This is a genomic window from Rhodococcus sp. DN22 (genome assembly GCF_036669995.1).
Lineage (GTDB): Bacteria > Actinomycetota > Actinomycetes > Mycobacteriales > Mycobacteriaceae > Rhodococcus_F > Rhodococcus_F erythropolis.
The window spans coordinates 827,947-854,255 of sequence record NZ_CP133326.1 but is presented as its reverse complement, the minus strand read 5'-3'; the positions used below and the strand labels follow the sequence as shown (position 1 = coordinate 854,255).

General features: G+C 61.0%; 26 protein-coding genes. 8 read left to right on the top strand and 18 right to left on the bottom strand.

Annotated elements, in window-relative coordinates:
- Nucleotides 1-101: 101 nt before the first annotated feature.
- The 3 genes from RA302_RS03910 to RA302_RS03900 are packed head-to-tail and all read left to right on the top strand — an operon-like array spanning nucleotide 102 to nucleotide 2,937.
- Nucleotides 102-911, top strand: a complete 810-nt coding sequence (locus tag RA302_RS03910) for a PE-PPE domain-containing protein (RefSeq protein WP_020968420.1) — start codon at nucleotides 102-104, stop codon at nucleotides 909-911.
- A gap of 32 nt (nucleotides 912-943) precedes the next feature.
- Entirely contained in the window at nucleotides 944-2,029 is a 1,086-nt protein-coding gene (locus RA302_RS03905; RefSeq protein ID WP_166501822.1) for a hypothetical protein, read from the top strand.
- Nucleotides 2,030-2,088: 59 nt separating this feature from the next.
- Nucleotides 2,089-2,937, top strand: a complete 849-nt coding sequence (locus tag RA302_RS03900; protein WP_019746874.1) for a sterol desaturase family protein — start codon at nucleotides 2,089-2,091, stop codon at nucleotides 2,935-2,937.
- An 18-nt stretch (nucleotides 2,938-2,955) separates the two neighbouring features.
- On the opposite strand, the gene RA302_RS03895 is transcribed toward RA302_RS03900, so the two are convergent.
- Together RA302_RS03895 and RA302_RS03890 are read right to left on the bottom strand one after the other, a co-directional pair.
- Nucleotides 2,956-4,263 (bottom strand): FtsX-like permease family protein, encoded by a 1,308-nt coding sequence (locus RA302_RS03895; RefSeq protein WP_070796381.1) that lies wholly within the window; start codon nucleotides 4,261-4,263, stop codon nucleotides 2,956-2,958.
- The gene (locus RA302_RS03890; RefSeq protein WP_029254452.1) at nucleotides 4,260-5,105 is read right to left on the bottom strand and encodes an ABC transporter ATP-binding protein; all 846 of its coding nucleotides are present in this window, start codon (nucleotides 5,103-5,105) and stop codon (nucleotides 4,260-4,262) included. The genes RA302_RS03895 and RA302_RS03890 overlap by 4 nt, the downstream gene beginning before the upstream one ends.
- Between RA302_RS03890 and RA302_RS03885 the strand changes: the two genes are divergently transcribed.
- Nucleotides 5,080-5,829 (top strand): AraC family transcriptional regulator, encoded by a 750-nt coding sequence (locus tag RA302_RS03885; RefSeq protein WP_166501821.1) that lies wholly within the window; start codon nucleotides 5,080-5,082, stop codon nucleotides 5,827-5,829. The genes RA302_RS03890 and RA302_RS03885 overlap by 26 nt on opposite strands.
- Here the strand turns inward: RA302_RS03885 and zapE are convergent.
- Nucleotides 5,816-6,805 carry a cell division protein ZapE gene (gene zapE, locus RA302_RS03880; protein WP_166501820.1) on the bottom strand — a complete coding sequence of 330 codons (990 nt, stop codon included), beginning with the start codon at nucleotides 6,803-6,805 and terminating at the stop codon, nucleotides 5,816-5,818. The genes RA302_RS03885 and zapE overlap by 14 nt on opposite strands.
- Nucleotides 6,806-6,916: 111 nt before the next feature.
- On the opposite strand from zapE, the gene RA302_RS03875 reads away from it, so the two are divergent.
- On the top strand, nucleotides 6,917-7,483 hold the full coding sequence (locus RA302_RS03875) for a TetR family transcriptional regulator (protein WP_238054127.1): 567 nt from the start codon (nucleotides 6,917-6,919) through the stop codon (nucleotides 7,481-7,483).
- A 10-nt stretch (nucleotides 7,484-7,493) separates the two neighbouring features.
- On the opposite strand, the gene RA302_RS03870 is transcribed toward RA302_RS03875, so the two are convergent.
- The gene (locus tag RA302_RS03870) at nucleotides 7,494-8,654 is read right to left on the bottom strand and encodes a lipase family protein (RefSeq protein ID WP_166501819.1); all 1,161 of its coding nucleotides are present in this window, start codon (nucleotides 8,652-8,654) and stop codon (nucleotides 7,494-7,496) included.
- Between the two features lie 207 nt (nucleotides 8,655-8,861).
- Between RA302_RS03870 and RA302_RS03865 the strand changes: the two genes are divergently transcribed.
- Entirely contained in the window at nucleotides 8,862-9,656 is a 795-nt protein-coding gene (locus RA302_RS03865) for a putative protein N(5)-glutamine methyltransferase (RefSeq protein WP_166501818.1), read from the top strand.
- Here RA302_RS03865 and RA302_RS03860 read toward each other — a convergent pair.
- The 3 genes from RA302_RS03860 to RA302_RS03850 are packed head-to-tail and all read right to left on the bottom strand — an operon-like array spanning nucleotide 9,647 to nucleotide 12,060.
- A complete protein-coding gene (locus RA302_RS03860) occupies nucleotides 9,647-10,276 on the bottom strand; it encodes a TetR/AcrR family transcriptional regulator (RefSeq protein WP_166501817.1) in 630 nt (209 codons plus the stop codon). The genes RA302_RS03865 and RA302_RS03860 overlap by 10 nt on opposite strands.
- A gap of 30 nt (nucleotides 10,277-10,306) precedes the next feature.
- Nucleotides 10,307-11,107 (bottom strand): ABC transporter permease, encoded by an 801-nt coding sequence (locus RA302_RS03855; RefSeq protein ID WP_003945537.1) that lies wholly within the window; start codon nucleotides 11,105-11,107, stop codon nucleotides 10,307-10,309.
- Nucleotides 11,104-12,060, bottom strand: coding sequence for a daunorubicin resistance protein DrrA family ABC transporter ATP-binding protein (locus RA302_RS03850; RefSeq protein ID WP_003945489.1), 957 nt, complete (start codon nucleotides 12,058-12,060; stop codon nucleotides 11,104-11,106). Before RA302_RS03850 ends, RA302_RS03855 begins: the two co-directional genes overlap by 4 nt.
- Before the next feature lie 440 nt (nucleotides 12,061-12,500).
- Here RA302_RS03850 and RA302_RS03845 point away from each other — a divergent pair, with 440 nt between their 5' ends.
- Nucleotides 12,501-14,063, top strand: a complete 1,563-nt coding sequence (locus RA302_RS03845; RefSeq protein ID WP_084326828.1) for a glycoside hydrolase family 71 protein — start codon at nucleotides 12,501-12,503, stop codon at nucleotides 14,061-14,063.
- Between the two features lie 33 nt (nucleotides 14,064-14,096).
- On the opposite strand, the gene RA302_RS03840 is transcribed toward RA302_RS03845, so the two are convergent.
- The 6 genes from RA302_RS03840 to RA302_RS03815 form a co-directional block, all read right to left on the bottom strand.
- Nucleotides 14,097-15,557: an MFS transporter gene (locus RA302_RS03840; protein ID WP_166501816.1), complete on the bottom strand. Its 1,461-nt coding sequence runs from the start codon at nucleotides 15,555-15,557 to the stop codon at nucleotides 14,097-14,099.
- Nucleotides 15,554-16,402 carry a mycofactocin-coupled SDR family oxidoreductase gene (locus tag RA302_RS03835; protein WP_003945658.1) on the bottom strand — a complete coding sequence of 283 codons (849 nt, stop codon included), beginning with the start codon at nucleotides 16,400-16,402 and terminating at the stop codon, nucleotides 15,554-15,556. Before RA302_RS03835 ends, RA302_RS03840 begins: the two co-directional genes overlap by 4 nt.
- A gap of 103 nt (nucleotides 16,403-16,505) precedes the next feature.
- Entirely contained in the window at nucleotides 16,506-17,645 is a 1,140-nt protein-coding gene (locus RA302_RS03830; protein WP_225320379.1) for a serine hydrolase domain-containing protein, read from the bottom strand.
- Nucleotides 17,646-17,825: 180 nt separating this feature from the next.
- Nucleotides 17,826-18,236, bottom strand: a complete 411-nt coding sequence (locus tag RA302_RS03825; protein WP_003945857.1) for a VOC family protein — start codon at nucleotides 18,234-18,236, stop codon at nucleotides 17,826-17,828.
- Nucleotides 18,237-18,370: 134 nt separating this feature from the next.
- Nucleotides 18,371-19,372 (bottom strand): AraC family transcriptional regulator, encoded by a 1,002-nt coding sequence (locus RA302_RS03820; RefSeq protein WP_042449367.1) that lies wholly within the window; start codon nucleotides 19,370-19,372, stop codon nucleotides 18,371-18,373.
- Nucleotides 19,373-19,426: 54 nt separating this feature from the next.
- Nucleotides 19,427-19,969: a GNAT family N-acetyltransferase gene (locus RA302_RS03815; RefSeq protein ID WP_047890312.1), complete on the bottom strand. Its 543-nt coding sequence runs from the start codon at nucleotides 19,967-19,969 to the stop codon at nucleotides 19,427-19,429.
- Nucleotides 19,970-20,054: 85 nt separating this feature from the next.
- On the opposite strand from RA302_RS03815, the gene RA302_RS03810 reads away from it, so the two are divergent.
- On the top strand, nucleotides 20,055-21,359 hold the full coding sequence (locus RA302_RS03810) for an HNH endonuclease signature motif containing protein (protein WP_166501815.1): 1,305 nt from the start codon (nucleotides 20,055-20,057) through the stop codon (nucleotides 21,357-21,359).
- Nucleotides 21,360-21,466: 107 nt separating this feature from the next.
- Here RA302_RS03810 and RA302_RS03805 read toward each other — a convergent pair whose 3' ends face one another.
- From RA302_RS03805 to RA302_RS03785, 5 genes are read right to left on the bottom strand one after another with little or no spacing between them, the layout of a single operon-like run.
- A complete protein-coding gene (locus RA302_RS03805; protein WP_019746856.1) occupies nucleotides 21,467-22,636 on the bottom strand; it encodes a lipid-transfer protein in 1,170 nt (389 codons plus the stop codon).
- A complete protein-coding gene (locus RA302_RS03800) occupies nucleotides 22,633-23,073 on the bottom strand; it encodes a MaoC family dehydratase (protein WP_020968404.1) in 441 nt (146 codons plus the stop codon). Before RA302_RS03800 ends, RA302_RS03805 begins: the two co-directional genes overlap by 4 nt.
- Nucleotides 23,074-23,075: 2 nt before the next feature.
- Nucleotides 23,076-24,086, bottom strand: coding sequence for a bifunctional MaoC family dehydratase N-terminal/OB-fold nucleic acid binding domain-containing protein (locus RA302_RS03795; protein ID WP_166502904.1), 1,011 nt, complete (start codon nucleotides 24,084-24,086; stop codon nucleotides 23,076-23,078).
- Nucleotides 24,087-24,093: 7 nt separating this feature from the next.
- Nucleotides 24,094-25,245, bottom strand: coding sequence for an acyl-CoA dehydrogenase family protein (locus tag RA302_RS03790; protein WP_084326786.1), 1,152 nt, complete (start codon nucleotides 25,243-25,245; stop codon nucleotides 24,094-24,096).
- Entirely contained in the window at nucleotides 25,230-26,270 is a 1,041-nt protein-coding gene (locus tag RA302_RS03785; protein WP_020968401.1) for an acyl-CoA dehydrogenase family protein, read from the bottom strand. Before RA302_RS03785 ends, RA302_RS03790 begins: the two co-directional genes overlap by 16 nt.
- Nucleotides 26,271-26,309: the final 39 nt, after the last annotated feature.

The window sequence follows — 26,309 nt, the reverse complement described above, 5'->3', positions numbered from 1 at the left end:
CATTCTCTTCAGTACCGAACGAAACGCGTCGGACCGCGGGTTGTCTCGCCAGTGAACGAGAACGTAGATAGATGGGGACAGGCCCGATGAGGAAATACGCGATGTCAGTGGCATGCACGGTTGCAGTCACAGCGGGGGTGACTCTTGTGATGTCGGTGCCTGCCGGAGCGGACCCGAATGACAGTGGGTCGTGCCCTGCCGGTGCGGTATTCGCGGTCGGCGGAACGTGGGATCCGACGGGACAAACGACGCAACCCGTCACCGACCGCTACGTGGCCCAGGGTTACGCCTCCAAGCCGGTGACCTACCCCGCCAGCTTCTGGCCGCTCGGCGATCAGACGTACGACCAGAGCGTTGCCGCCGGCGCCCAGACGCTTCGCACTGAAGTCAACGCTTTCCACGCTCAGTGCCCGGGCAGCGAGATCGTCGTCACCGGATACTCACAGGGAGCGCGTATTGCCGGCGACGTTCTCGGTGACATCGCACGCGACGGATCCATTCCGCAGTCGCAAGTCGAAGGCGTCCTCTACGCCGACCCTCGCAACTCGGCCGGGGGCATCGAAACCGTAGTGCCCAATGTCGTTCCGGGAGCGACGATGTCCGGAGCACGCGGCGGATTCGGAGACATTGCAGTGCAGGAAGTCTGCATCGAGGGTGACGGCATCTGCAACATGCCCAAGCCGCGTGATGCGCCCGAGGTGTTCGTGGATTCGGTCTTCGGCTACTTCACGAAGCACAACACCTATACGCCGATGATGTCCGAGCCCGCTCCGCCTGCTCCCCCGGCACTGCCGCAGACGCCGTCGGTGCCACTGCAACCCGCTGACGTTGCCACTGCGATCGTGACGCGGGTCGTCGAGAACATCACTCCGTATCTGAGCGCTGCACTCGCGACCGTACTGACGAAGTAGGTCTGCACGGGCGACTCGGGCATGATCGACGAGTGGCTGCTTCTCGTGTGATTCGTGTACCGCTGTGGACGGTGTCCGCCCTGCTTGTCTCGACGGCCACCGCCTGCTCCAGTGAACAGGTCGGACCGATCAGCGTCGAGTGGCTCGCTGATCCAACTCCCGGTGTACGGACAGCGGTGTACCAGGAGCACCCAACTGCGATAACTCTGGCTGGTGGCGCCGAAGGACGTGACACCGAGGAACTTCGAGCAGTGGTGTACTTCTCGAAGGAAGCCGCCGGAAATGAACACCTCATCTTCCTCCAGCACGGTGGACGTCAGCCGTGCTCAGACCCAGGCGATTCGTGGCCTTGCCGCTCGGAAAATGAACGGACGCCGTCGTTTCTCGGTTTCGGTTACCTCGGTGCGGCATTGGCGGCTCAGGGCAACGTCGTCGTCTCAATTTCAGCCAATTCGACTGTCGCCAGTGCTGATACCGATCATTCCGGAGCCGTGTTCAATCGTCACACCGAGTTGTGGCGCGACTGGAACCGCGAAGACTCGGGCCCTTTCGGTGAGGTTTTCACCGATCAACTCGATCTTGCGTCGATCGGGTTGATCGGCCATTCACGAGGTGGCGACGCCGTCGCGCGGTACGCCTCGGGTGACGCGGGATCGCCGCCACTACTTCCGATTTCCGCGATGCTCCTTTTGGCTCCCGTCCTACCCATCAAAGGTCAGCTGCCGGCACTGCCGGACATTCCCACCGTCATCACCGAAGGCACCTGCGACGGAGACGTGGCCAGGGACCCGAGTGGGTACGTCGAGGGCAGACGCCCCGCACCACAGGGCAACACCGTCCTCATCACCATTGCGGGCGCAAATCACAACTTCTTCAACACCGAATGGTCACCGTCGAACGGACGCGCCGACAGTATCGACGACGCAGACCCCTCGAAGAATCCCCACTCGCCTTGCACAGCAACGACTCCCCGACTCGACGAAAACGATCAACGTACGTTGGCCATCGACATCGCTACAACAACCTTCCGCGCGGTCGAGACCAACTCACGGGTTGCGACGGCGTTGACAGAGGACCTCTCGGACCGCCCGGACATACGAATGGCAGTTTTCGGTTGACTGAAAGTCGACCGATTCGTACAAGTCGAGAGCCACCAGTATCGAGCACCATCGATCACATGCTCACCTTCATCGTCAGATACGGGTACGTCCCGTTCATGCTCTTGGGAATCAACGGAGCCGCAATCGCGCTGGCGGCATCCGGCGCGCCGAAATGGTCACTGGTGGCATTGATTCTCTTCGCAGTGGCCTGCTCTTTCGCGGCCGAACGGGCGCTTCCCTACGAATCTTCGTGGAATGCCCCGGGACCGGACAGGTTTCGCGACGCTGTCCATGCGTTTGTCAACGAATCCCTCATCTTGGTCAGCGTCGCGGTAATCCCGTTGATGGCCGCGGTGATTCCGTTCGACGGGCTGTGGCCGAGCGGTCTTCCGTTTGTCCTTCAGGTCGTCTTCGCAGTGTTGGTTGCCGATTTCGGCATCACCGTGGTGCATTTGATCAGCCACAAGGTTGGATGGTTGTGGCGTTTCCACGCGGTTCATCACAGCCTCGAACGGTTCTACGGTATGAACGGACTGATGAAGCACCCCGTGCATCAGACTTTCGAAACCGCCGGTGGCGTCCTGCCACTGATCCTCCTCGGGATGCCCGTACCGGTTGCCTCGGCGCTCGCGGTTTGTGTCGCTGTCCAACTCCTGCTTCAGCATTCGAATGCCGATTACCGCATCGGCCCCCTGCGTCCGATACTCGCCCTCAACGCCGGCCACCGATTCCATCACCTGAAGTGGGCGGGAATCGGTGACGTCAATTTCGGTTTGTTCACTCTGATCTGGGATCACCTTTTCCGCACTTATTCTTTCGATCCGGAAAAGCGCTTCAGCAGTGACGATCTCGGAATGGCGGCCAAACCCGACTACCCGGACGACTACCTCGGCCAGTTGGCCGAACCGTTCCGGAAACAGAACTGACGGACGATCGGTGGAGATTCAGCCCGCGAGTACCCGTCGCATGACGGGCTTGGCTGCAAACGCACTGGCCAACACCAACGCGATCCCCACAGCCAGGGTGACGCCCAACTGAACCAGCGCCATCGGAGTGGTCAATACGGCTGCCCCTGCCAGCGGGAAGAGGAACAGCAGTGCAGCGCCGGCGCCGGCCAGTGCCATCACCACCACGGGAGTGCGAACGTGCCTCACGCGGGCGCTGTCCATCACCTCGACAGGTGTGCCGGCCAAAGTCAGACTCCGATACAGCTCACGGTTGTCGAGGATCCCGGATACCTGGGTGAGCGCAGACGAGATGGCCGCCAACGTGAATGTTGCTCCGAGAGTGAACAACACCCCGGTTCTCATGTCCGCGAACAGGAACTCCTGCCCTGGCTGCAAATCCTGTCCTTCCCCGTTGCCTATCGCGGCGAGGAGAGATGTGCCTGCGGCAACAAAGCTGGCCATCGTCACACCGCTGACCGTGCGCCACACAGCCTTCGGATTATCCAAGACCCGACGCGCCGCAATCAGCGAAGCACCGTCTTTGGCGCATTTGAGCATGATCCGTCCAAGCAGCGAAATGACGAACGGACCGACCAACGCAACAACGCCGAAGCAGAGACCAAGGCCCACCAGGATTGCCGCGATGCTTGCCGCGGAGCCCCCGAATGCACTCCATCCCACAAGGACCCCCACCCCAGCCACAGCGAAGATCATCTTCGGTGCGGCGCTGGGATTGCCCGCCGTGACGCCCAACGGGCTCACGAACACCTGGCGCATCCCGAGCATCGACGTCAAAGCAGCCAGGATGGTCATTCCGAATACGATGCCCACCAGCGGAAGTGCGCCTACCCAAAGCTCACTCCACTCGAATGTCCGACCTTGAAATCTCAAGAGAGCTACGAGCGGCAACGCGAGGAGGTATCCCACCACACCGATCAACGCACCGGCCAAGCCCTGGATACCCGATTCCGCAGCGCACAGCGCAACGATCTGGCGAGGGGTGGATCCGATGAGTCGCAGCGAGGCGAGTCGTTCGTCGCGACGGCGCGCGCCCAAGCGGGCCGCCGCCAGACCGAGAGTGACGGCTGGAACGATCATCAACACCGAAGCAACCCCTGCGAGCGCTAGGTACGCCTCGGCTTCGGGTTCGCTCGATCTGCCCGCGAATGCACCGTAGCCGCCGAGCACCGTCAGCAACAACGTCGTCGAGGCGGCAAATGCGGACACTGGGAGCGCGAAGGTACTCAAGGCCTTTCGCCCTTCACCGCGCACCGTCATCAATGCAACGCGCGCTGTGGCCTTCATGCCGCCACCTGTGTCCCGACGAGCGAACCGGCCTGCATCATCATCGTGCGATCACACCACCGAGCGACTTCGGCATCGTGAGTGACGACGACCAACGCAGAACCGATCTGTTGAGCCGAATCACGCAACACCCTCATCACTTCCCAACTCGTCTGCGCGTCGAGGGCACCGGTCGGCTCGTCCGCGAAGAGAACGGCGGGTTTGGTCACCAACGCTCGCGCAATCGCGACACGTTGCGACTGCCCACCCGACATCTGACCCGGGCGACGATCCTGCAGCCCATCCAGCCCCAAGGGCGCGAAGAAGCCGTGCGCCGTCCGCTTGGCTTCTGCGATGGACAACCCGTTGAGTACGAGAGGCAGCGCGACATTCTCGATCGCCGGAAGCTCCGGCAACAGTTGGCCCGATTGAAAAACGAACCCGTACGACTCCCGTCGGAGCCGGCTGCGGTCGTTCTCACCGAGGTTCTCGATATGCCTGCCGCTCAGCAAGATTGCTCCCGAGTCGGGCTTGACGATTCCTGACATGCAATGCAGCAGTGTCGACTTCCCCGATCCTGAAGGACCCATGATGGCCGTGGCAGTACCGGCGCGCACTTCCAGCGATACACCTCGGAGCACCGGAACGTCGCCGTACGACTTGCCCAGCGCATGGACCGACAGGACTGCGGGTGCTTGTGCGTTGTTCATGATTCCACCTTCTCGTGAACCCCTCGCGAACACATCGGCCCAGCGCACGATCTTCGGACTGAGCTCGGTCCTACCGGAGGATGACCGGACCCCGAGCTCTGTCAGGGTCGTCACTATGATTTCCGACATGACCTGGTCCGGCGCCGTCCACATGCAGCCCGGAATTCTCATGTTCACCGGCGCAGTGGGATCCGCGCACATGCATTCGCACGCCGCTGTTCAGATCATGATCATCGACGACGGGGACGTCACGGTCACGGACGGGGACGGCCACAGTGAAGTCGTGCGGTCCGTGGTCATTCCATCCGGGGCGGTCCACGCGTTGTCCGCCTCCGAGGGTGCGCGGGGACGGGCGATCTACGTTGACTCCACCACCGGGATGGGTCTGCGCATCAGGCCACCGGAGCCGGGCCGCGGTGGTGTGGCCGACTGGTCGGACCGTGGGCAGACCGCAGTAGCGATGACGGACCGCGGCGCTGATTCGGATCTGGAATACGCAGCGAGGCTGATCGATTCACTATCCGAACACGAAAAGGCGTCGAACTTAGGCGTTCTTCACCCGGCCCTCGAGCATGCCCTGACGCTACTTCCCGAGAGAATCTCGGGGCAGGTCACACTGACGGACATCGCCGCCCTGGTCTCCATCTCGCCCGGACGGCTGGGAAGAATCTTCAACGATCAACTGCAGATGAGCTTTTCGACCTACATCCGCTGGTTACGGTTACGACGTGCCATGGAAGTGATGAGCAGTGGCGCAACTCTGACAACCAGTGCACACGAGGCCGGTTTCACCGACAGCGCCCATCTCAACCGTATCTGCCACAGTATGTTCGGGCTCACGCCCAGCGCCGCGACCGGCGGCCTCACCTGGAATTGACGCTACTCCTCAACTGACGCTGTCCGTCCCCGTTGACGCTGTCCATCTCCGTCCTCGCGAGCAACGACAGACGACTGTAGAGGCGCGCCAATCCGGGAACGTCCCGAAGACTGCCCGCAACGTCCTCCACACCGGCAGCGGCATACACCGTCAGTCGCGCATCGACGTCGTAGAGAACATCGACGACATTTCCGAAACGGCGAAGGGCAAATTCCGAAGCTTCGGCGAGCACCGGTACTCCGAAGATCACCCAGTCGTCGAAGCGGGAGGCAAGCTCGAGATAGTCGGCAGCCGAGGTCGAACCAGCGCACAGCACCTCGAAGTCGAACCAGACAACACCGTCTCGAATCGCCGAGCACTCCAATGTGCGTGTGCCTATCGTCAATTCGACACTTTCGCCCGAAGGCCACGTGATTCCCGAGCCGACGAGGAATTCCCCTGTCGCAAAACGGTAGTCTCCGGCACCTGGCTGACCCGCCGTCCGATAGTCGACGGAGCCACCCAATTCGATCACCTCGAGAGTCCGCTCGATCAACTCGATCGACGGAACGAACTGCTCGTGAAAAAGCGGATTCGGAAGAAGATCGGTCGGCGGGACATTGGACGTGACAACAACAGTCACACCTTTCGCGACGATTGTGTCGAGAACCCTTGCCATGAACATGGCGTCGGCGACGTCGTCGATGTGGAACTCGTCGAAACAGAGCACGCGGATTCCGTCGACGACGTGGTCCAGTGCCGCGCCCATCGACCCGAGTTCGTGCGCCCGAGAGTGCAGATCTGCAAAGAACCGATGAAAGTGAATGCGCTGCTTGCCGACTCGGATGCTCTCGTAGAACTCGTCCATGAGCATCGTCTTACCGCGGCCGACGCTACCCCAGAGGTAGATCCCTCCGCCGACCTCACCGCCCGAGATTCGGGCCCGCAGTGCATCGAGGGCTTCATGTGCCGCCAACTGCTCTTCGTCCAGTAACATGAGGCTCCTCTACATCTGTAGAGTCGAGGCTAGTGACCGAAGGCAAATCGAGTCAATGTGACCCTCACGACGCACCATCTGCAGCATGCAACATCGAAAGCAAGGAACGACATGAATCCCGATCGCAGAGCCCTCATTGCGGCATCCGCCGTCACGATCATCGCCGAGCAGGGCCCGCGTGCACTCACCCATCGGGCGGTTGATCAGTTCCTGGAACTTCCTGCCGGTTCGACGTCGTACTATTTCCGCACTCGCGAGGCACTTCTCGAAGCAACCGCATTGCACATCGTGCACCGGTCACGTTCGACTTTCGACGAACTCCGCGAGAGGCCCAGCGATCCTGCTGCCCTGACGGCCGAGTATCTCGACGATCTTCTCTCGCACCGCAGACACGAATTGATCGCGCGCTATGCACTGCTCCTGGAAACTCCCCGAGATTCGGCATTGCACCAACTCCTCGAAGGCAGTCTGTTTTCGTTGGAGAAGGCAAGACCCGTCTTCGAAACCGTTGGCGTTGACAACCCTGATGTCTCTGCCGCAAATTTCCTGAGCCTACTGGAGGGCTTGATCTTCGACTATTGTCTCGGATCACGTAGCCGGGACCCTCACTCCAGCGAAACCGTTCGGCAACTTCGGATCCCGATCGACATCTACCTTCACGGAGTGGGGGTCCTCTGAAAAACCTTGGTCAGCAGAGGCTTCCGGTACAGGGTTGTCGACCAGAGAACAGCGCCGCGACAAAGGGAGTGCTGTCTGGAACCGAAGCCGGGACGGTCCCCAGATGATCAGTGGGATAGGTATGGAATGCAAAGTCCACACCGTTGGCAGCGAGGTCAGCCGCGAACTTCAGTGTCAGCGGTGCCGGAACATCGATGTCCGACAACCCCTGACCGATGAAGAACGGGCGGTCGTATCCTGCGGTCGGCACAGTGAGCAGTTCACGCGCAGCCTCCATGAATACTGGGTTGTCCAGCGACTTCGTCAGCACCTGCCCGAGTGTGACGGTTCCGTACTTCGTGCGCGCCTCGGTGTAGCACATGTTGTTCTCGACGTCGTCGAGGATGGTCTTGCCGAGCGGGGTCAGATACGAGTCGATGTCGATGTCCGGCCGCGAAGCACGCAGTCCGTCAAGAACGTTCGCGATGTAGACCGTCGTACCCTTGAGCGGAAGCGCCGGGAAAGCCGGACCACCGAGCGGTAGAAGATTTTCGATGTTCGAGGGGACACCAGTGGCGACAGCGCCGCGGTAGTCCAACTCCGGCGCGTAATCAGTGGCAAGCGAAGCGGTGAACATAGTCGCCTGCCCGCCCTGCGACTGTCCCATCGCAACCCATTCGCTCGACAGGTCGTCGTCGACCGCACGAGCGGCGCGCACCATGTCCACAACGCTGTGTGCAGCGGAACGACCGTCGAGATACGGGTGAACACCAGGTGTTCCGAGCCCCACGTAGTCGGTCGTCACCACCGCGTATCCCTGCTCCAGCCAGTGACCCAGATGCGTCGCGGTCCGTTCGAGCGGATCACTGCTGCTCGGCGCACACTGATCCGCGACACCCACCGTTCCGTGCGCATAGGAGATGACCGGCCAACCACCCTCGGGCGGAGCCCCCTCTGGGCGATACACCACACCGGTACTCGTCATCGGCGCATCCTTCGGGCCCGTCGACCAGTACGTCACCTTTGTCGCGCTCACGGCACCCGGGATCACCCGATCGGGACCGAGTAACTCCCGACTCACGACAGCACCCGGAGCATCATTCGGTTCCGCTCCGGCCGGCGCCGCAACTGTCAACGCCACCAAAGCACTCGCACTCAGCCCGACGAGCGCCCTACCCAGTCGCTTACTCACGTACTTCTCCTACGATTGCGGTGACGGTGCATCTGTGGTGATCGGCCCCACATCAGCCGATCGAGTTCAGACCATAGAACAGCCTTACCAATTGGTCAACCTAGATTCCCGCTCCGCATCTACCGTCGTGACACGCCTGCTCGGGTAGGGTGGCGGTGTTCGATACGTGCAGGTCCCAGCGAGATCAGGAGGCCGAAAGGCTCTCTCATGTCAGCACCTGATCTCCCGACCTTCCCTGCTTCGCAGCAGAAGTCGGTGGCTGCGACTCTCCGAGCAGCAGGTTGCGTATTCGCCGAAGACGAGGCTCGCCTACTTCTTCACACCGCACGCTCTCTCGATGAACTCGACGCGATGGTCGACCGACGAGTTGCCGGCGAACCACTCGAACCTGTCCTCGGATGGGTCGAGTTCTGCGGCTTGCGCATTCACATCGACTCTGGAGTCTTCGTCCCACGCCGGCGCACCGAGTTCCTCGCCCGGCAGGCCTGCTCACTCGTCGTCTCGGGAAGCGTCGTCGTCGACATGTGTTGTGGCTCAGGAGCTGTCGGTACTGTCCTGCAGTCGACGCTCGATGCCGTCGATTTGTACGCGGTAGATGTGGAACCAGCCGCGGTGCGGTGCGCTCGCCGAAACATCACACCGCCCGAGCGCGTACTCGAAGGCGATCTGTTCGAACCACTGCCGACGGAATTACTCGGTCGCGTGGATGTCGTCGTTGCCAATGCACCTTACGTCCCCACCGATTCGATCAGGCTGATGCCGCCCGAAGCCCGTCTTCACGAACCGCTGGTCTCGTTGGACGGCGGCACCGACGGACTGGACCTGCAGCGACGCATCATCGCGGACGCTGCGCCGTGGCTACGACCGGGTGGCTGTCTTCTCGTCGAGACGAGTACGGAGCAGGTCGAAATGACTGTTGAAACATTCACTCGGGGAGGGTTTCTCACTCGAGTGGCAACCTACAGTGAGACCGCCTCGACCGTGGTGATCGGTCAGTGTTGAAGGCGATCGGATCCTGGCGTGGACCACTCCTGAGCGCGGGCGGCAAAGCCGTCGACAAAAAGCCCGAACGCACGATCGACGCGGGCCCGGTCCCCAGTGGCCAGAAGATCCATCGACAGACCCCGCATTTGCGAGAGCAACAGAGTAGCGACAGAGGCAACATCGTCCTCGGGGCAACCCGCTTGTCGTAGACCGGCTTCCAGTGCCTCGATCCAATCGCCTACAAAACGGTCCAGGAACCGTCCGTAGCGTTCGCGGTCGCCGAGCGCGAGGGCGTAAATCTCGACCATCACTCGGAACCGCGGCAGGACCTCCGGCGTCGTACGTTCGGTCCACCACGCGGTCAGCACTGCCGCCGGATCGACCCCCGGTTTCATCGGAACCGCAATCGGAATGGACTCACCACGCATGTTCTCGATGACCTCGGAGAGCAGGTTCTCCTTGCTCTCGAAATGGTTGAGCAACGACGCATGCGACACACCTACGGCCTTGGCGAGCTGCCTCACCGTCAGTTCCCCGACACCGTTGTCGATGACGTAGCGGGTCAGCGCGTCGAGCAACTCCTCACGTCGCCCGGCGTATCTCAGGCTGCGTTTGTCGATGCGTTCGGGCTCCGGCACATACCCACCCTACCGGCCGGAATCACCAGGTCAGCGGCTGACTGCCTTCTGATACCGACGAATAGCGAACGGCACGAAGACGATCAGCAAACCGAAAGTCCACAACAGCGACGCGATGACCGGATTCTGCAGTGGCCACGCATCCGGAACCGTCATCGCAGGATTGGTATTGCCGAACAGTTCACGCACCGCCTGAGTCACCGCCGACACCGGATTCCATTCGGCGATCACTTTGAGCGGGCCGGGAAGATTGGTGGTCTCGACAAAAGTGTTCGCGATGAACGACAGCGGAAAGATGACGATGAAACTCGCGTTGTTGAACACTTCCGGCGTGCGGATCCAAAGCCCGACGACAGCCATGACCCATGACAATGCGTACGCGAAGAACAGAAGCAGCGCATACCCGGCCACCGCCTCGAGGAAGCTGGAATGGATGCGCCACCCCACCAGAAGACCGGTCAACGACATGACCACCAAGCTGATGACGTTGATCAACACGTCACTCGATGTTCGGCCGGTCAGCACGGCAGACGGAGCCATGGGCAGCGATCGAAATCTGTCGATGATTCCTTTCTGAATATCTTCGACCATCCCCAAACCAGTCCAGGTAGCACCGAATATGACCGTCTGCGTGAAGATCCCGGCGATCAGGAACTCTCGATACGACGTGCCCGGGACGGAGATCGCGCTGCCGAACACGTATGCGAACAAGAGCACGAACATGATCGGCGACAAAGTGGTGAACACCAGCAGATCCGGAACGCGTTTGATCTTGATCAAGTTTCGCCTGGCGATGGTCAAACCGTCTTCGAGCGCCATCTGCACGGTCATTTCTGATCCTCCAGTTCAGCCTGGTGCCCGGTCAGTGTGAGAAAGACATCGTCGAGAGTGGGCCGGCGCAGACCGACGTCGAACACCCGAATGCCTCGTGCCGACAGGAGATTCAGCGCTGCGACCAACGCATCGGTGCCGTCGTCGACAGGAACGGTGACGCGACGGACATTCTCTTGAACCTGAATGTCCCCCACGGCAAGCGAGCGCAATTCCTCGCGGACGATGTCGAGATGTTCGACCTCGTGCACACTCAGTTCGATGCGCTCACCCCCGACCCGAGCCTTCAACTGATCTGCAGTACCGCGCGCGATGACCGAGCCGCGGTCGATGACCGCGATCTGGTCGGCCAACCTCTCGGCTTCCTCCATGTATTGCGTCGTGAGCAACAGTGTTGTCCCCTGCGCCACCAACCCTTCGATGACATCCCAGAGACCGAGTCGCGCACGAGGATCGAGGCCGGTGGTCGGCTCGTCCAGAAACAGCACCTGCGGCCGAGCAACCAATGCGCCGGCCAGATCGAGACGTCGCCGCATTCCGCCGGAATAGCCCTTGACCGGCCGATCTCCAGCCTCGACGAGATCGAACTGCTCGAGCAATTCACGCGCTCGTGCCTTACTGCTTCGGGCGCCGAGGTGATACAGCCTCCCGACCATGTCCAAGTTCTCATAGCCCGTCAGGTACTCGTCGACCGCGGCATACTGACCCGAAGCACCGATCTTGGACCGCAACGCCCGCGCATCCTCGACCACGTCCAGCCCGGCAACCTTGGCGCGTCCACCGTCCGGAATGAGCAGCGTCGTGAATATCCTTACCGCAGTGGTTTTTCCGGCGCCGTTGGGACCCAATAGAGCCATCACCGAACCCTCGCGCACTTCCAGGTCGATGCCGTCCAATGCCGTGACGTCGCCGTACTTCTTGACCAGCCCCTCGGCCACAATCGCTTCGGTCATGAGCCCTCCCGCATCGGTAATCCGTCGGTAGTCCGTTCCCCAGTGTGACCCAGGCGGCCGACACATTCCAGGATTTTTCGTCAGTTGCCCGGCTGCAATCACCTCCCTGGTTTCGCCGGTGCCTTTCGGCCACGAGGTACGGAACAGACCACACGTCCCAGTCCTGTCCAATACAGCCGATAAATTTCACCGACCTTTCGACGGATATATACCGGAAAGAAAAACCCGAAATTCTTGAACAAAGACCGCTTTCAGGTATTCATGATGAACGCGGCAGCGTTACACTCGTACAGCAAGTGACACTCGGGCCGGTGACGGTTGACTTATGGTGTCGAATCTCGAATTACAAATCAGACAGAGGCCGAAAAGAATTGAATCACCGATTCAGTGCACGCGGGGAAGACTCATACTTCGGGGGATCGAGAAAGGCTGACTGTGCCATGAGTATCAGAACTCGATACATCCGAACTCCGTGGATCCGAAAAACGGCGAAATATTCCTTCGAGACCATCTGCTTCACCCTGGCCGTGATTGTCGCGGCCGCACTGATCGCCGCGTACAACACACAACCGCGCTCCGCGCCGACGTACACGCTTACCTCGTTCTCGGCGAATCCTGAATCTGCAGCGCTGCCATTCGACATTCCACCCAAGTCAGCACTGAACGGAAAGTTGGTTTTCGCTCACTACTTCCCGCCCTATCCGGTTTCGATCGACAATGCGAATCCGTCTGGCGATTACTATGCGACACAATATCTTACGGTCAACGGCGAGAACAACAAACACGTTCGCTACGGGGGATTCCTCCGCGATCGGCCGACACCGCGGCAACCCATCGCCGATACGCAGTGGCGCCAACGCGACCTCGAAAACGAAGTTCGTTCGGCAATCGCCGCGGGCATCGACGGATTCTCCGTCGACATCATCGCCAAGGCAACCGACACCAGTTGGTGGGGTTCCACCGTGCCCACCGCCCTGATCAAAGCGGCCGCAGCAGTCGATCCGAATTTCAAGATCATGCTCATGCCTGATATGAACGGCGCGTTCAAAAACATGACCGCAGCTCAAATGGCAGCAGAGATGAGACCGTATTCGACCATGGCATCATCGTTCAAATTGAACGACGGACGGCTCGTGATATCTCCATTCCTTGCCGAAAACAAGACAGCGGGCTGGTGGTCGGAGTTCATCACTCTTATGAAGAATTCTTACGGCATAAATGTGGCATTTGTTCCGGTTTTCCTCGACGCTGCAGCCAACCGGAATTCTTTTGCATCGATCAGCTACGGGATGTCGAATTGGGGTAATCGAAATCCGGCAGGAAATCCGCTCTCGGGATCGAACCCGAACTCTCCGATGGGACTTGCCGCTGCCGCTCACTCCTTGGGAAAGATATGGATGCAACCAGTCGCCTTCCAAGATGTTCGTCCAAGTCAGTCGATCTACGACGAGGCACAGAATTCACAGAATCTGCAGAACATGTGGCAGATTGCGATTGCGTCCAACAGCGAATGGGTACAGCTCGTCACCTGGAACGACTACAGCGAGGGAACGTCGTTCGCGCCCAGCGTCGGCCATGGGCGTGCGTTGCTCGACATGAGTTCCTACGGGTTGTACAGCTTCCGCACCGGCGCCTCACCCGCGATTGTTCGCGACACCGCGTATCTCATCTACCGCAATCAGTCGGTCTCCGCGGTCCCCGTCAATCGCTCTGCTGCCCCTATGACACTGCGCCAATGGTCGTCCCCCGCTCGCGATACCGTCGAAGTCCTTTCCTTCTTGACGGCGCCGGCGGTCGTCAAAGTGACGGTGGGAACCACGACAACCACCTGCAATGCCCCGGCCGGGATGAGCAGCTGCATAGCACCGTTGAAAGTAGGTTCCATCAAGGCTTCTGTCGTTCGCGGCACTACCGAGGTGTCCCGGGTGAGTTCGCACGCTGCGGTAACGGCCACCCCGTACAACCAGAATCTCGAGTACCTGGTTGATTCCAGTCGAAGATAGCGGTGACGACGAAGATCGGGTCAGTCGGTCGACTCACCCGATCTTCGTTGCGCCATCGGTTTCGGCTGCAATTGGTAACTCGGGCAGCGATACCGCCCCCGTCCGCTCCACCTTCACGGCCAACGTCACCGCGGCGGCCAGTGCTGATACGCCCGCTCCGATCCAGTACAAAACCGCGAACGAATGCAGGGTCGGCACAGCGCTCGCACCGACCACCACCGTTGAACTGGCCAATACCGCTGCCGCAACGGCGCTTCCGGTGGAGGTACCGACCGAACGGAGCAGGCTGTTGAATCCGTTGGCCGAGGCAGTCTGATGGATCGGCGCAGATTCGGTGATCAGAGTCGGCATGGCCGCCAGCGAAAATGCCACACCGGCCGATACCACGGCAGCGCCGATCACGATATTGACCAACGTCGGCGCCAACAGCACACGCAAGACATATCCGATTGCAATGACGATCGCACCCGACGCCAACGTAGCCTTCGCTCCCCATCGCCTCGTCACTTTCGACGACACCGGCGCCAATCCGATCATCAGGACTCCGCCCGGCATCATCGCCAGTCCGGCTTCGGCAGCCGAGAGTCCGAGACCGTCCGCCGACGCCAGGGGCAACTGAAGTTCCTGCGTTGCCGCCAACGCGCTGATGAACATGGCAAAACCGAGTAATACTGCGCAGACGTTCGAAACCAGAATCGGAGCGCGAAGGGAAGTCCGCAGATCGACCAGTGGTGCCGGCGTGTGCAGTTCCCACGGAATCCATCCACAGAGCAAGACCACGCCGGACGCGATCAGAACCAGAACCTCGGGGCTTGCCCAGCCCCATTCGGTTCCTTTCGAAACGGCCAGCAGCAGTGCAGTCATAGCGAGTGTGAGGACCGTGGCCCCCAGAAAGTCGAAGCGTCCGCGACTCTTCACCGCCGATTCCGGCACCACCAGCGGCAAGACGACTATCAGTACTACCCCGAATCCACCGGTGACCCAGAAAAGCGCGGGTAGTCCCCAGTGCGCCGAGATCACCCCAGCCATCGGCATACCGAACATGCCACCGATCCCCAACGTCGCACTCATGAGAGCTACTGCACCACTGAGCTTTTCCGGAGGAAGGACATCGCGCATGATGCTGATTCCGACGGGCAGAAGTGCCGTCGCGAACCCCTGCAACGAGCGCCCGAGGATCAGTAACCAGAAACTCTGGCTGAGCGCAGCAACCATGCAGCCGACGATCATCACGGCAAGACAGACGAGCATCATCGCGCGCTTGCCGAACATGTCGGCGAGTCTGCCGATGAGAGGGGTTGCGACGGCACCGGTCAGCAACGTCGAGGTCACCAGCCAGGAAGCGGTGGACGACGATACTCCCGATGCCGTCGCGAACGCAGGCAGGACCGGCACCACCAAGGTCTGTTGCAGCGCGACCACCACACCGCTCAGACTCAGGACGCCGACGACCCACCCGGTCCGCGCTTTCGCGCGAACAGCCTTGTCCGTCAAGCGTTCGAGCGAGCGGCTACTCCGGCGTCGACAGGAACCACGATGCCACTCATGTGGGCACTCGCGTCGGCGGCGAGGAACAGGACTACTCGCGTGATCTCGAAGGGATCCAGCCAACCGACCGGCTGCGCATGCAGAGTCGCGTACACGGGTTCGACGTCGTCTGCCGTCGGCGATTCGAGGTCAGGCCGCATCATTGCGTACATCATGTCGTTGTGAATCATGGGCGTCGAGATGTTTCCCGGTGCAATAGCATTCACGGTCACACCCGAGTTGGCCAGTTCGAGCGACACACTCTTCGTCAAACCGATGACGCCCCATTTGGAGGCGCCGTACGCCGCCATCTGGGTGCCACCGGATCGACCCATCATCGAGGAAATCGTGATGATGCGACCGTAACCACGTTCCGCCATTCCACCTGACACGGCCGCAACGGTGTTGAACACACCGGTCAGGTTCGACGAGATGACTTCGTTCCACTGTGCCGACGTCATCGACGTGATCGGAGCGGGCACGGACACACCGGCATTCGCGACGGCGATGTCGACACGGCCGAACTCGGCTTCAGCGCGGGCAACGAGCGCGTCCATTGCGTCGCGATCAGCAGTGTCCGCCTTGACGGCAATGCACCGACGACCGGTGGCTTCCACCAAACGAACAGTTTCCTTCAGATCCTCCTCGTTTGCGAGGGGGTAGGCGACGACATCACTGTTCTCGCACCGGTCGCAGATCACGATGTCCGCGCCACGCTCCGCGAATGCAACAGCGTGGGCGCGCCCCTGACCGCGTGCGGCGCCGGTGATCAGTGCAACTTTTCCTTCGAAGCTGCCTTCGAGGCTGTTCATGCCGTCTCCTAGTTCGTCGTATGCAAGCGTGCGCTGTACTGCATGCGTACTCCGAACCCGCCCGAAAGAAACAGTCGATCCCGGACAGCGGGAATCCAGCCGATCACTGGTAAACGGCGGTCTCGAATTCCAGGTATCCGTTGATGGATCCAGCGTCCGCGAACGGCAGAATCTGCGTTGCCCAGAACCCGCCGACGCCGGTCTGCCGGTCGATCCAGTAATAGAGGTTGGCAAGACCCGCCCAAGCCAGCGATCCGGCCGGCCTACCGGTGGGTGCCACCTCTTCATTTGTCATGAAGGAGTACGCCCATCCTTTGGGTACACCGGGGAAGAATTCCGCATCGTTGGACAGCGTCGGGAGAACTCCGGGCAACAACCCCACGTGCTGGCCTTCGAGCCCGTTCTGAACGGCTGCAGCTACCGTCTCCGGCGACAACACGCGACCGGATGTGCCCGCGCCGTCGTTGAGCCACATACGAATGAACTTCATGTAGTCGCCGACAGTGCCGTGCAAACCGTGACCACCCATGTGCACCTCGGGTTCGGCCGGAAGCTCGAATCCGATGAGCGGAGTGAGGCTTCCGTCGCCCTCGCGCTGATGGATCGGCGCAAGTCGATCCTTCATCGACGGGCTCATCGTGAATGCCGTATCGGCCATCTCGAGAGGTTCGAAGATGCGCTGACGCATGACATCGCCGAGTCGCTGACCTCGAATCGACTCGACGACCTGTCCGGCCCAGTCGATGTTGGTGCCGTACTCCCATTTCTCACCCGGGTCGAAGAGCAGCGGTGTCGTGAGCGCCGCTTTGCTACACGTGATCACGCTGGGCTGCCCATGTTCCTGCGAGAGCCGGTTGTACGACTCGTTGAAGAAGTCGTAGCCGAACCCTGCAGTGTGAAGGAGCAGCATGCGAGTGGTGATGTCACGCTTGGGTTCCCGAAGAACGGGGTTTCCGCCGGCGTCGAAACCGTCCAGGACCTTCAGCTCACCGATGTCGGGAACATAGGTCGCTGCAGGTGCATCGAGATCGAGCAACCCCTCCTCCACACATTGCAAGACAGCGGTACCGGTGATCGCCTTGGTGGTGGAGAAGAGCGCAAAGGTTGTATCGAGGGTCATCGGAACGCCGGAACCGAGAGTCCGCTCACCCGCAGCACCCTCGTAGATGTTGCCTTCTCGATCCGTGATCATCGCGACCACACCCGGGACGCGATCAGCCCCCTGAGTTGCTCGCGCCAGCACGTCGTCGAGGCGCTGCTTCGAAAGGGGCTTCCGCGCAATATCTTCGATCGTCACTGCATTTCTCCATCCGACTTGCAACTTGTCTTGTCGAACAGAATGTAACGGCGATCACACACCCGGCTCTGCCTCGAAACGGCAGGAAAACTGTCTCGTTTCGGCAGAACCGGGCAGAGTCTGGAGTCAGCTCTGGGGCGCTCCGATATTCACCAGCCAGGAAATACCGAATTTGTCTGTACAGGCGCCGAATTCGTCGCCCCACATCTGCTTCTCGAGCGGAACGCTGACCGTACCTGTTCCCGACAGTTGCTCCCAGTACCCGCGCAGCACATCGCCGTCGTCGCCGCTGAGGCTGACCGTGATGTTGTCGCCGGGGTTGTACGGCATGCCTGGCGGAGTGTCAGCACCCATCAGGGTGTATCCCTGATCGGTCTCGAGCATTCCGTGCATGATCTTGTCCCCGCCTTCGCCGGGATTGCCGAATTCACCGAACGTGCTCAGCGCCAGCGTGCCACCGAAAATGCCCTTGTAGAACTCCAACGCTTCACGCGCGTTACCGTTGAAACTGATGTACGGATTGAGTCGAGTTGCCATGACGTACTCCTAGCTCGTGGGATTGCTGTCACGTTCGATTTCAATCCTTGCAGAACGCTCCGACACGAAACAACGGATCATCGCAGTTCATCGAGTGCGTAAACCGATCGTCATGACCGTTCAAACAACTATCCTCAGAGTGGGTTCCGAGTCTCGGAAGGCAACTCTCCGAACCGTTTCCGGTAGGCGGCCGCAAACATGCCCAGATTGACGTAGCCCCAGGCGTTTGCGATTTCGGAGACGGTTCTCCCATCGGAACGCAACAATTCGCTGCGTACCCCCTCCAGTCGACGCGCGCGCAATCGTTGCCCCGGCGTGGTGTCTCGGTACCGTCGAAATCCCGCAGTGAGCGCCCGAACACTGACACCCACCGCAGCCGCGATCTCGGACGCCGTCGGTACCGAGCGCGCGAAGGTATCGATGTACTCCTCCGCCGATCGCACGTATGCCGGTTCGGCGGAGGCGACGTCGGCGCCGAGTTGCAACCCGGCCTGCGTCGCCCACTCGTCGAGAAGCTGAGCCGTGATGAGTTCTTGAACTCTGGCGCCCAGCCTTTCACCCGACATCGCGTCAGGTGACTCTGCAATCGCGCGAACGACGTAGTCCATCAATGCGAGCCAACTCGAGCCACGCCCGCCGATGGTGCACTTGTGCCGCCACAGACGATCGTCGGGAACCGCCCCGTACCACTGCCGGGCGTGGTCCGCGACAAGCTGATGCGGCACAGTGAGATTCAGCTGCAGATGATCCTCGTCGAATTCGACGAAATAGTCGGTCCGACTACAGTCGGCGACAAAAGTCTCCCCCACGGCAGTATCTGCCGCAGCTCCCCGGCCAAGGGCATGTCGGCCGTTGCCTCTGATCGTCGTCAGAACCAGAATGTTTCCGGCCTCAGGAGAACATTCACCGACAGAGACCGGAATGCCGTAGCAGAATCGGGTCACGTCGATCTTGCCCACCGCTGCCGAGTACATGTCCGAAGCCGGCTTCAACCGACTTCCTATCGGCGTGACCGTATACGGCATGTAGATGTTGTCGGACCATTCCTTGATGCGGTCCCAGTCCCGAGAAAAGGCCTGGTGATGCTGCATGGTGGGCCGGCCGGCCGCGTCGATGAGCAAGGCATCCTCGAACATGGTTCGAGTATCGCACCAGGGCCCGGGAAGCTCACGAAAGTGAGCCGACGCGGTCTATGGCTGTACGGCGGCAGGTCGTGTTGCAGCAAAAAGCAGCGAATCCACCGCGGTCCCCCGGATCACCATGTGAGCCCTCATCCGCCCCTCCTCCACCATTCCGATTTTGGTGAGCACCGACGCCGACGCCGAGTTCTCCGGACGACACGTTGCCTGCACGCGCTGTGCTCCAAGGCGAGCGAAGGCGAGTCCCAGGACCGCGCTCCCTGCCTCGGATGCATAACCTCGTCCTTGGAACTTCGGGTTCACGACAAAACCGAGTTCCGCCCGCCGGTGCGCGACGGACACTTCCCACACAGCTACCGAACCGATGACCGTTCCATCAGCCTTCGACGTGATGGCCAGGGTGAACGTGCGACGTTCGACGAGCGCAGCTTCGAGTGCCGTGTCAGCCAGGAATGCCCTGGTCATCGCAGGGGTGTTCGGCCCCCAATCAACATATCTACAGACGGCAGGGTCGGACGCGTACTGATGGACGGCATCTTCATCCGCGGCAGTGAAATCTCGAAGAACAAGGCGTTCCGTAGTCAACGTGAACATCCAGCGATCCTAGAGCGAGCCCGAAAGCACCTCTTGACTCGAACGCATGTTCGAGTATGATTTGGGGAGGGGATCGGGGGATTCAATGAGTGTTCTGTTGTCGGATGTGGTGTCGGGTTCTGCGGTGGGGTTGCGCGGACGCCTGTGGCGGTTGTCTGCTTCTGAGTTACGTGCCGCTGCGGTGTCGGCGAGCGCGGAGATTCTGCGGCTCGAGGCCGTTCGGGTGGCGGTGGTCGACGAACTCTCGATGCGGCCCGATGATCAGCTGATCGCCAGCCGCGGTGTCGGTGCCTGGTTGGCGGCGAACACGATGCTGCAGGTTCGGGACGGGAAGAAGATCGCCGCCCTCGGTGCAGCGCTACGCCCGCTTCCGGCGGTGGCTGCCCGGTTCGATGTCGGGGATTGCTCGTTCGAGCACGCCGTCTTGATCGTGGCGTTCTGTGAATCCCCGCCGAAGGGCATGCCGGACGCCGCATTGCCTCGCTGTATCGATTTGTTGTTGGCTGCTGCGTCGGGCGTGGAGGCGACGACCACGAAGGTGCGGAACGTGATCGCGACCTTGGAGCGAGTGTTCGAGTCCGATGAGATTCCGCCCGCGGAAGATGTGGATCGCAACGAGTTGCGGATCGCGTCGACGTTGAACGGTCGGGTGGTGGTGCGAGGTGATTTCGATGCTCTCACCGGCGAAATGCTGCTCTCCGCCCTGTCGAATCTGACGATGCCCACCCCGGCACCCGATGGAACCCCGGATTCCCGGTCGGCGGCGAAGCGGACCGCGGACGGGTTCACCGAACTGATCCGGCGTTACCTCGATTGCGCGAAGACCGGTTTCGATGGTGGTCAGCGTCCGCACGTGAACGTTCACATCAACGCGCGTGATCTCGCTGAGCATCGGGGCTGCGCCGCAACACCCTCCACTTCTGATGACGGAATGGCTGTGTCGGATCTTGATGTCGGGCACATGCCGTGGCTGGGGCCGCTGTCGGTGTCGCAGACAAGGCTTCTCGGGTGTGATTGTTTCCTGTCCACGGTGCTGCTCGACGGTCACGGCGCGCCGCTCGATGCGAAACCCGGAAAGCGATTAGTGTCCGCCGAACAGCGAGTGGCGCTGATCGCCCGCGACAGAGGCTGCGCCTTCCCGGGTTGCACATGCGTGCCCGCCTGGACGGATGCACACCATATCCGGCACTGGGCCAACGGTGGCCCGACGTTGATGAACAACCTTGTCCTACTGTGCCGTTCACATCACAGGTTGATGCACCGAAAAACCGGATTCGTCGGGAAATGGGAAATCCGCATCGGCGCCGACAACAAACCGTGGTTCATCCCGCCGCCCTCGATCGACCCCGGCCAGCACCCGCGGCCGGCGAACACCACCTTCAAAACCTGAGGTAGTACTCCTCGGGCACAACAGAACACGGGCCAGCACCGCATCGAAGGAGACCTCGATGCGGTGCCAACAGGCCGTGACGCCTGATGAAGCTGTGCCCACGATAATCAGCGAGTCAGCACAAGCCCCGATGTCGGAACGCCCGTTCCCGCAGTCACCAGTACATTCTCGACGGAGTCGACCTGGTTGACCGAAGTACCACGGATCTGCCGAACTCCCTCGGCGATACCGTTCATCCCGTGGATGTATGCCTCGCCGAGCTGTCCACCATGGGTGTTGATCGGAAGCTTGCCTCCGAGTTCGATTGCGCCACCGGCGATGAAGTCCTTGGCCTCTCCCCTACCGCAGAAACCGAGTTCCTCGAGCTGCATCAGAACATAGGGCGTGAAGTGGTCGTAGAAGATCGCCGTCTGCATGTCCGACGGGCGCAGCCCACTTTGTGACCAGAGTTGATCACCGACAAGGCCCATCTCCGGTAGGCCGGTCAAACCGTCGCGGTAATAGCTGGTCATGATGTATTGATCTGCCCCGCTGCCCTGTGCGGCGGCAGCGATAACGGCGGGTGTGTTCTTCAGATCTTTGGCTCGTTCTGGCGAGGTGACGACGATGGCGATGCCGCCGTCGGATTCCTGGCAGCAATCGAGGAGATGCAAAGGTTCAGCGATGAATCGCGAGTTCTGATGGTCCTCGAGGGTGATCGGTTTTCCGTAGAAGAACGCCTTCGGATTGGTGGCTGCATGCTTACGGTCCGCGACGGCGATTCGACCGAAGTCCTCGCTGGACGCTCCGTATACGTGCATGTATCGCTGCGCGACCATCGCGACAAACGATGCGGGAGTACCCAATCCGTGAGGATAGGAAAAGGCGTTGTCCGTTCCCGACGAATTGACCTGCGCCACAAGGCCGGAGTTCACCTGCCCGAAACGCGCACCCGATCGCTCGTTGAATGCGCGATAGGCCACGACGACGTCCGCGACGCCAGTGGCAACCGCCATGGCCGCCTGCTGAATCGTCGCCGCAGCGGCACCGCCACCGTAGTGAATACGACTGAAGAATTTGAGGTTCGGGATACCCACCGAACGAGCTACTGCCACTTCGGTGTTGGTGTCCATGGTGAACGAGGTAAGACCGTCGACGTCGGCGGGTGTCAGACCGGCGTCGTCCAACGCGGCTTGAACAGCTTCGGCGGCCAGTCGCAGTTCACTGCGACCGGAGTCCTTCGAGAAATCCGTGGCTCCGATTCCGACGATCGCGGCCTTGCCGGACAATGCGCTCATTCAATGTCTCCGTTTTCAATGTCTCCATTCGAGCCCGACGCCGGAAATGCCAGTGTGACCTGCGCAGTGATGTGATCTCCCAGACTGTTCTTGCCGACCACCGCGAGAGAAACGAGATCCTCGTCGTAGGAGGTCACCGTGCCGGAGAGCGTCAAAGTGTCGTAGGCGTACCACGGGACCCCGAGGCGCAGCTTGATCGACGTGAGTACTGCCCGCGGTCCTGCCCAGTCGGTCACGAATCGCTGCACCAGGCCGGTGTCGGTGAGGATGTTGACAAAAATGTCTTTCGAGCCGCGTTTCTGTGCGAGATCACGGTCGTGGTGAACATCTTGAAAGTCGCGGGTAGCTAGTGCTGCCGAGACCACAAACGTCGGGTCGCCGTAAATCGAGAGCTGCGGAAGAACTTCTCCCACAGTGATATCCGTCGTCAAAGTCATCGTCACTCCTTCCCCGCAGAAACCGCAGAAACCGCAGAAACCGCAGAAACCCCAACCGGCTGCCAGGCGTACAAAGTCCAGGGAGTTCCCCCGGTCTCGTCGTCTCCGGGGAAGTCGAGGTAGATCGCCTCCACCTCCATTCCGATCGACACACTCGAGGGATCGACGCCGCGCAATTCGCCGAGCATCCGCACACCCTCAGGCAGTTCGACCAGGGCAACGACGAACGGCAATGACCGACCAGGAACCTTGGGCGCGTGGTGAACGACGAAACTGAAGACCGTTCCCCGCCCTGACGCGACCACGTAGTCGGTCTGCTCCGACTTGTCCTTCCAGATCGCGGGCACGGGTGGGTGCTGCACCGAACCATCCGCACGCAGTTGAATACGCAACTCGTGTGCGGCGACACCGTCCCAGAAGAACTGTGTGTCGAGAGACGCCGTCGGGCGCAGCATCCGAGATGCGTCCAGGTCCGCAGGCACGTCAGTGGAGGGACACTCACTTACCGGCGGCGCGAACTTCAAGATCCGGAACATCATCTCCGAGACCAGTTCTTCGCCGACCCGCCAGAAGCTACGGGTAGTGAAGAACCACCCTTCACCAAGACCTGTCTTCTTAGGTCCCACAACGTCTTCCAACACCGAGGAGATGGTGACTTCTTCACCCGGCTTCAAATAGCGGTGGTAGATCTGATCGCAGTTGGTCGCGACGACGGACGTGAATCCGGCCTCGTCGAGAATGTCCGTCATCCGGCCCAACGGATCGTCGGCTTCTCGAATTGCCCCCAGACCGCGCATCGTCCATACCTGCGCCATCGCCGGCGGCGCGACTATTCCGTCGTGTCCGGCGGCGAGGGCGGCCGATTCGTCGACGTAGATCGGGTTCTCGTCACCGATCGCCTCGACCCAGTTGCGGATCATCGGCAAGTTCACGGGGTCACGGCCGGCGCGAGGAGCGCTTGGCCCGTCCTCTCGAACCCGCTCGGCAGCAGTGAGAATGGGATCTGACACGATTTGTTTCCTATCTCGGAACGCGGGGAAGCTTCAGGCCGGCGGTAGCGATCAATTCGCGCATCACCTCGTTGACTCCACCGCCGAAGGTGATCACCAGGTTGCGCTTGATCTGCATGTCCAGCCACTCCATGAGATCAGCCGTTTCGGGATCGATCGGATTTCCGTACCGTCCGACGATCTCTTCCGCGAGTCGACCGACTCGCTGGATGCGTTCGGTCGCAAATACTTTGGTTGCCGAAGCGTCGGCAATGTCCACCGACTCCGAATCACTCGATGCCACTTGCCAGTTGAGCAGTTCGTTGAGGCGATACGTCGCGTGAATCTCGCCGAGCGCGCGTCGTACGTCAACGTGATCAAGCAGGTTTTCACGCTTGGCCCAATCGAAGACGTGGTCGTAAATCCCTGCGACACGACCTGCCGGACCGAGCATGACGCGTTCGTGGTTGAGCTGCGTCGTGATCAGGCGCCAACCCTGATTCTCTTCACCCACAAGCATGTTCGCCGGAACGCGAACGTCCTCGTAGTAGGTGGCATTGACGTGATGCGCACCGTCGCAAGTGATGATCGGGGTCCAGGTGTAGCCGGGATCTTTGGTATCCATGATCAGGATGGAGATGCCGCGGTGCCGTGAATCGGCAGATCCGGTCCGCACGGCGAGCCACACGTAATCGGCGTCATGCCCGCCGGTGGTGAAAATCTTCTGGCCGTTGACGACGTACTCGTCACCATTTCGTGCCGCCGAAGTACGCAGGGCTGCAAGGTCGGTGCCGGCTTCCGGTTCGGTGTAGCCGATCGCGAAGTGCACTTCACCGGCGAGGATCGCGGGCAGGAATTTCTGCTTCTGCTCCTCGCTGCCGTACTTCTGCAGAGTCGGACCGACTGTCTGCAACGTCACCGAAGGCAGTGGGACATCCGCCCGCACAGCCTCGTTGACAAAAATCTGCTGCTCGACTTCACCGAACCCACGTCCGCCGTACTCCACCGGCCAGCCGACGCCGAGCCAACCGTCCTTGCCCATACGACGGATGACCTCACGATAGGTAGGGCCATGACGCTCCACACGCATGATCTTGGCCTCCTCGGGCGAGATCAGCGTCGAGAAGTAGCGTCGAAGTTCAGCTTGCAATGCGCGCTGACTGTCGGTCAGATCGATGAACACCGGGCCCCCACGAGGTCGAGTCGCTGCGAAGCGCCGCCGAGCAGGCGCGCCAAGTCTTTTGCAGTCGAGTAGTAACGATGAAGCGGATACGTGACGTCGACGCCCAGACCGCCGTGCAGGTGGTGAAGCACCTGCATTGTGGCGGGTACTTCCTGGGCGATCCAGTACGCCATGACGTCGAGGTCCGACTGAGCATCCAGGCCCTCCGACACGCGCCAGGACGCCGACAACGCCGCGACGTGAAGAGTCCGCGAGGTGACATAGGCGTCGGCGATCTGCTGTGAGACCGCCTGGAACGTTGCGAGCGGCTTGCCGAATTGCTCGCGTGAGCCGACATGTGCCGCAGTGAGATCGACGGCACCGGACACCAAACCGTCTGCAACGGCTCCGATACTCGCCGTGGCGATCCGGTACAGCGTCTGGACGGCTTCCTCGCCGGCACCGAGAAGTTCACCGACTGCCTCGTCCATGGTGACTGCGAACTCCGGACTGCCGGACGCACTGGGTGTCGGCGTCAATGCGACGCCGGCGGCGGTCGGATCGACGAGCACGACTCCGGCGTCGGTGGGCACAAGAATTCTGTGTGCGCTCGCCGCGAAAGGCACGGCAAGCACCGTCCCGCTGACGCGATACCAGTCGCCCGACTGATGGGCGGTGGTCGACGGCTGCGCCGGGAACTGCTGACCCGGCTCACCGAGCGCCGCGGTGAACACCCGTCCGGCGCTGACTCCGGTGAGCAATTCGTCCTGCTGAGCGTCGGTCCCCAGAGCAACGATGGGAAGTACGCCGAAGCCGAGGGTTGCGAGAGCCGGAATGGGAGCGGCGGCCCGGCCGACCTCGACGAGAAGAGAACCGACGTCGGTGACCGAGAGGCCCTCGCCGCCCAGACGCTCGGGCAGTGCCAACGTGAGCAGGTCGGCTTCGGCGAATGCCGCCCAGAGCGCGTCCGGCTCCAGTTCGCGGGCAAGGAGCGCGGTAGCCACCTCGGCTACCGCTTCCTGGGTTTCATCGGGAGTGAAGTCCACGCTGGCAATCCTGTCTCTGATGTAGAACGTGTTCTAGTT

Coding starts and splice junctions, on each gene's coding strand:
- RA302_RS03910 (WP_020968420.1), top strand. CDS start 102: ATGTCAGTGGCATGCACGGTTGCAGTCACAGCGGGGGTGACTCTTGTG.
- RA302_RS03900 (WP_019746874.1), top strand. CDS start 2,089: ATGCTCACCTTCATCGTCAGATACGGGTACGTCCCGTTCATGCTCTTG.
- RA302_RS03895 (WP_070796381.1), bottom strand. CDS start 4,263: ATGAAGGCCACAGCGCGCGTTGCATTGATGACGGTGCGCGGTGAAGGG.
- RA302_RS03885 (WP_166501821.1), top strand. CDS start 5,080: ATGACCTGGTCCGGCGCCGTCCACATGCAGCCCGGAATTCTCATGTTC.
- RA302_RS03890 (WP_029254452.1), bottom strand. CDS start 5,105: ATGTGGACGGCGCCGGACCAGGTCATGTCGGAAATCATAGTGACGACC.
- zapE (WP_166501820.1), bottom strand. CDS start 6,805: ATGTTACTGGACGAAGAGCAGTTGGCGGCACATGAAGCCCTCGATGCA.
- RA302_RS03875 (WP_238054127.1), top strand. CDS start 6,917: ATGAATCCCGATCGCAGAGCCCTCATTGCGGCATCCGCCGTCACGATC.
- RA302_RS03865 (WP_166501818.1), top strand. CDS start 8,862: ATGTCAGCACCTGATCTCCCGACCTTCCCTGCTTCGCAGCAGAAGTCG.
- RA302_RS03855 (WP_003945537.1), bottom strand. CDS start 11,107: ATGACCGTGCAGATGGCGCTCGAAGACGGTTTGACCATCGCCAGGCGA.
- RA302_RS03850 (WP_003945489.1), bottom strand. CDS start 12,060: ATGACCGAAGCGATTGTGGCCGAGGGGCTGGTCAAGAAGTACGGCGAC.
- RA302_RS03845 (WP_084326828.1), top strand. CDS start 12,501: ATGAGTATCAGAACTCGATACATCCGAACTCCGTGGATCCGAAAAACG.
- RA302_RS03835 (WP_003945658.1), bottom strand. CDS start 16,402: ATGAACAGCCTCGAAGGCAGCTTCGAAGGAAAAGTTGCACTGATCACC.
- RA302_RS03825 (WP_003945857.1), bottom strand. CDS start 18,236: ATGGCAACTCGACTCAATCCGTACATCAGTTTCAACGGTAACGCGCGT.
- RA302_RS03820 (WP_042449367.1), bottom strand. CDS start 19,372: ATGTTCGAGGATGCCTTGCTCATCGACGCGGCCGGCCGGCCCACCATG.
- RA302_RS03815 (WP_047890312.1), bottom strand. CDS start 19,969: ATGTTCACGTTGACTACGGAACGCCTTGTTCTTCGAGATTTCACTGCC.
- RA302_RS03810 (WP_166501815.1), top strand. CDS start 20,055: ATGAGTGTTCTGTTGTCGGATGTGGTGTCGGGTTCTGCGGTGGGGTTG.
- RA302_RS03805 (WP_019746856.1), bottom strand. CDS start 22,636: ATGAGCGCATTGTCCGGCAAGGCCGCGATCGTCGGAATCGGAGCCACG.
- RA302_RS03800 (WP_020968404.1), bottom strand. CDS start 23,073: ATGACTTTGACGACGGATATCACTGTGGGAGAAGTTCTTCCGCAGCTC.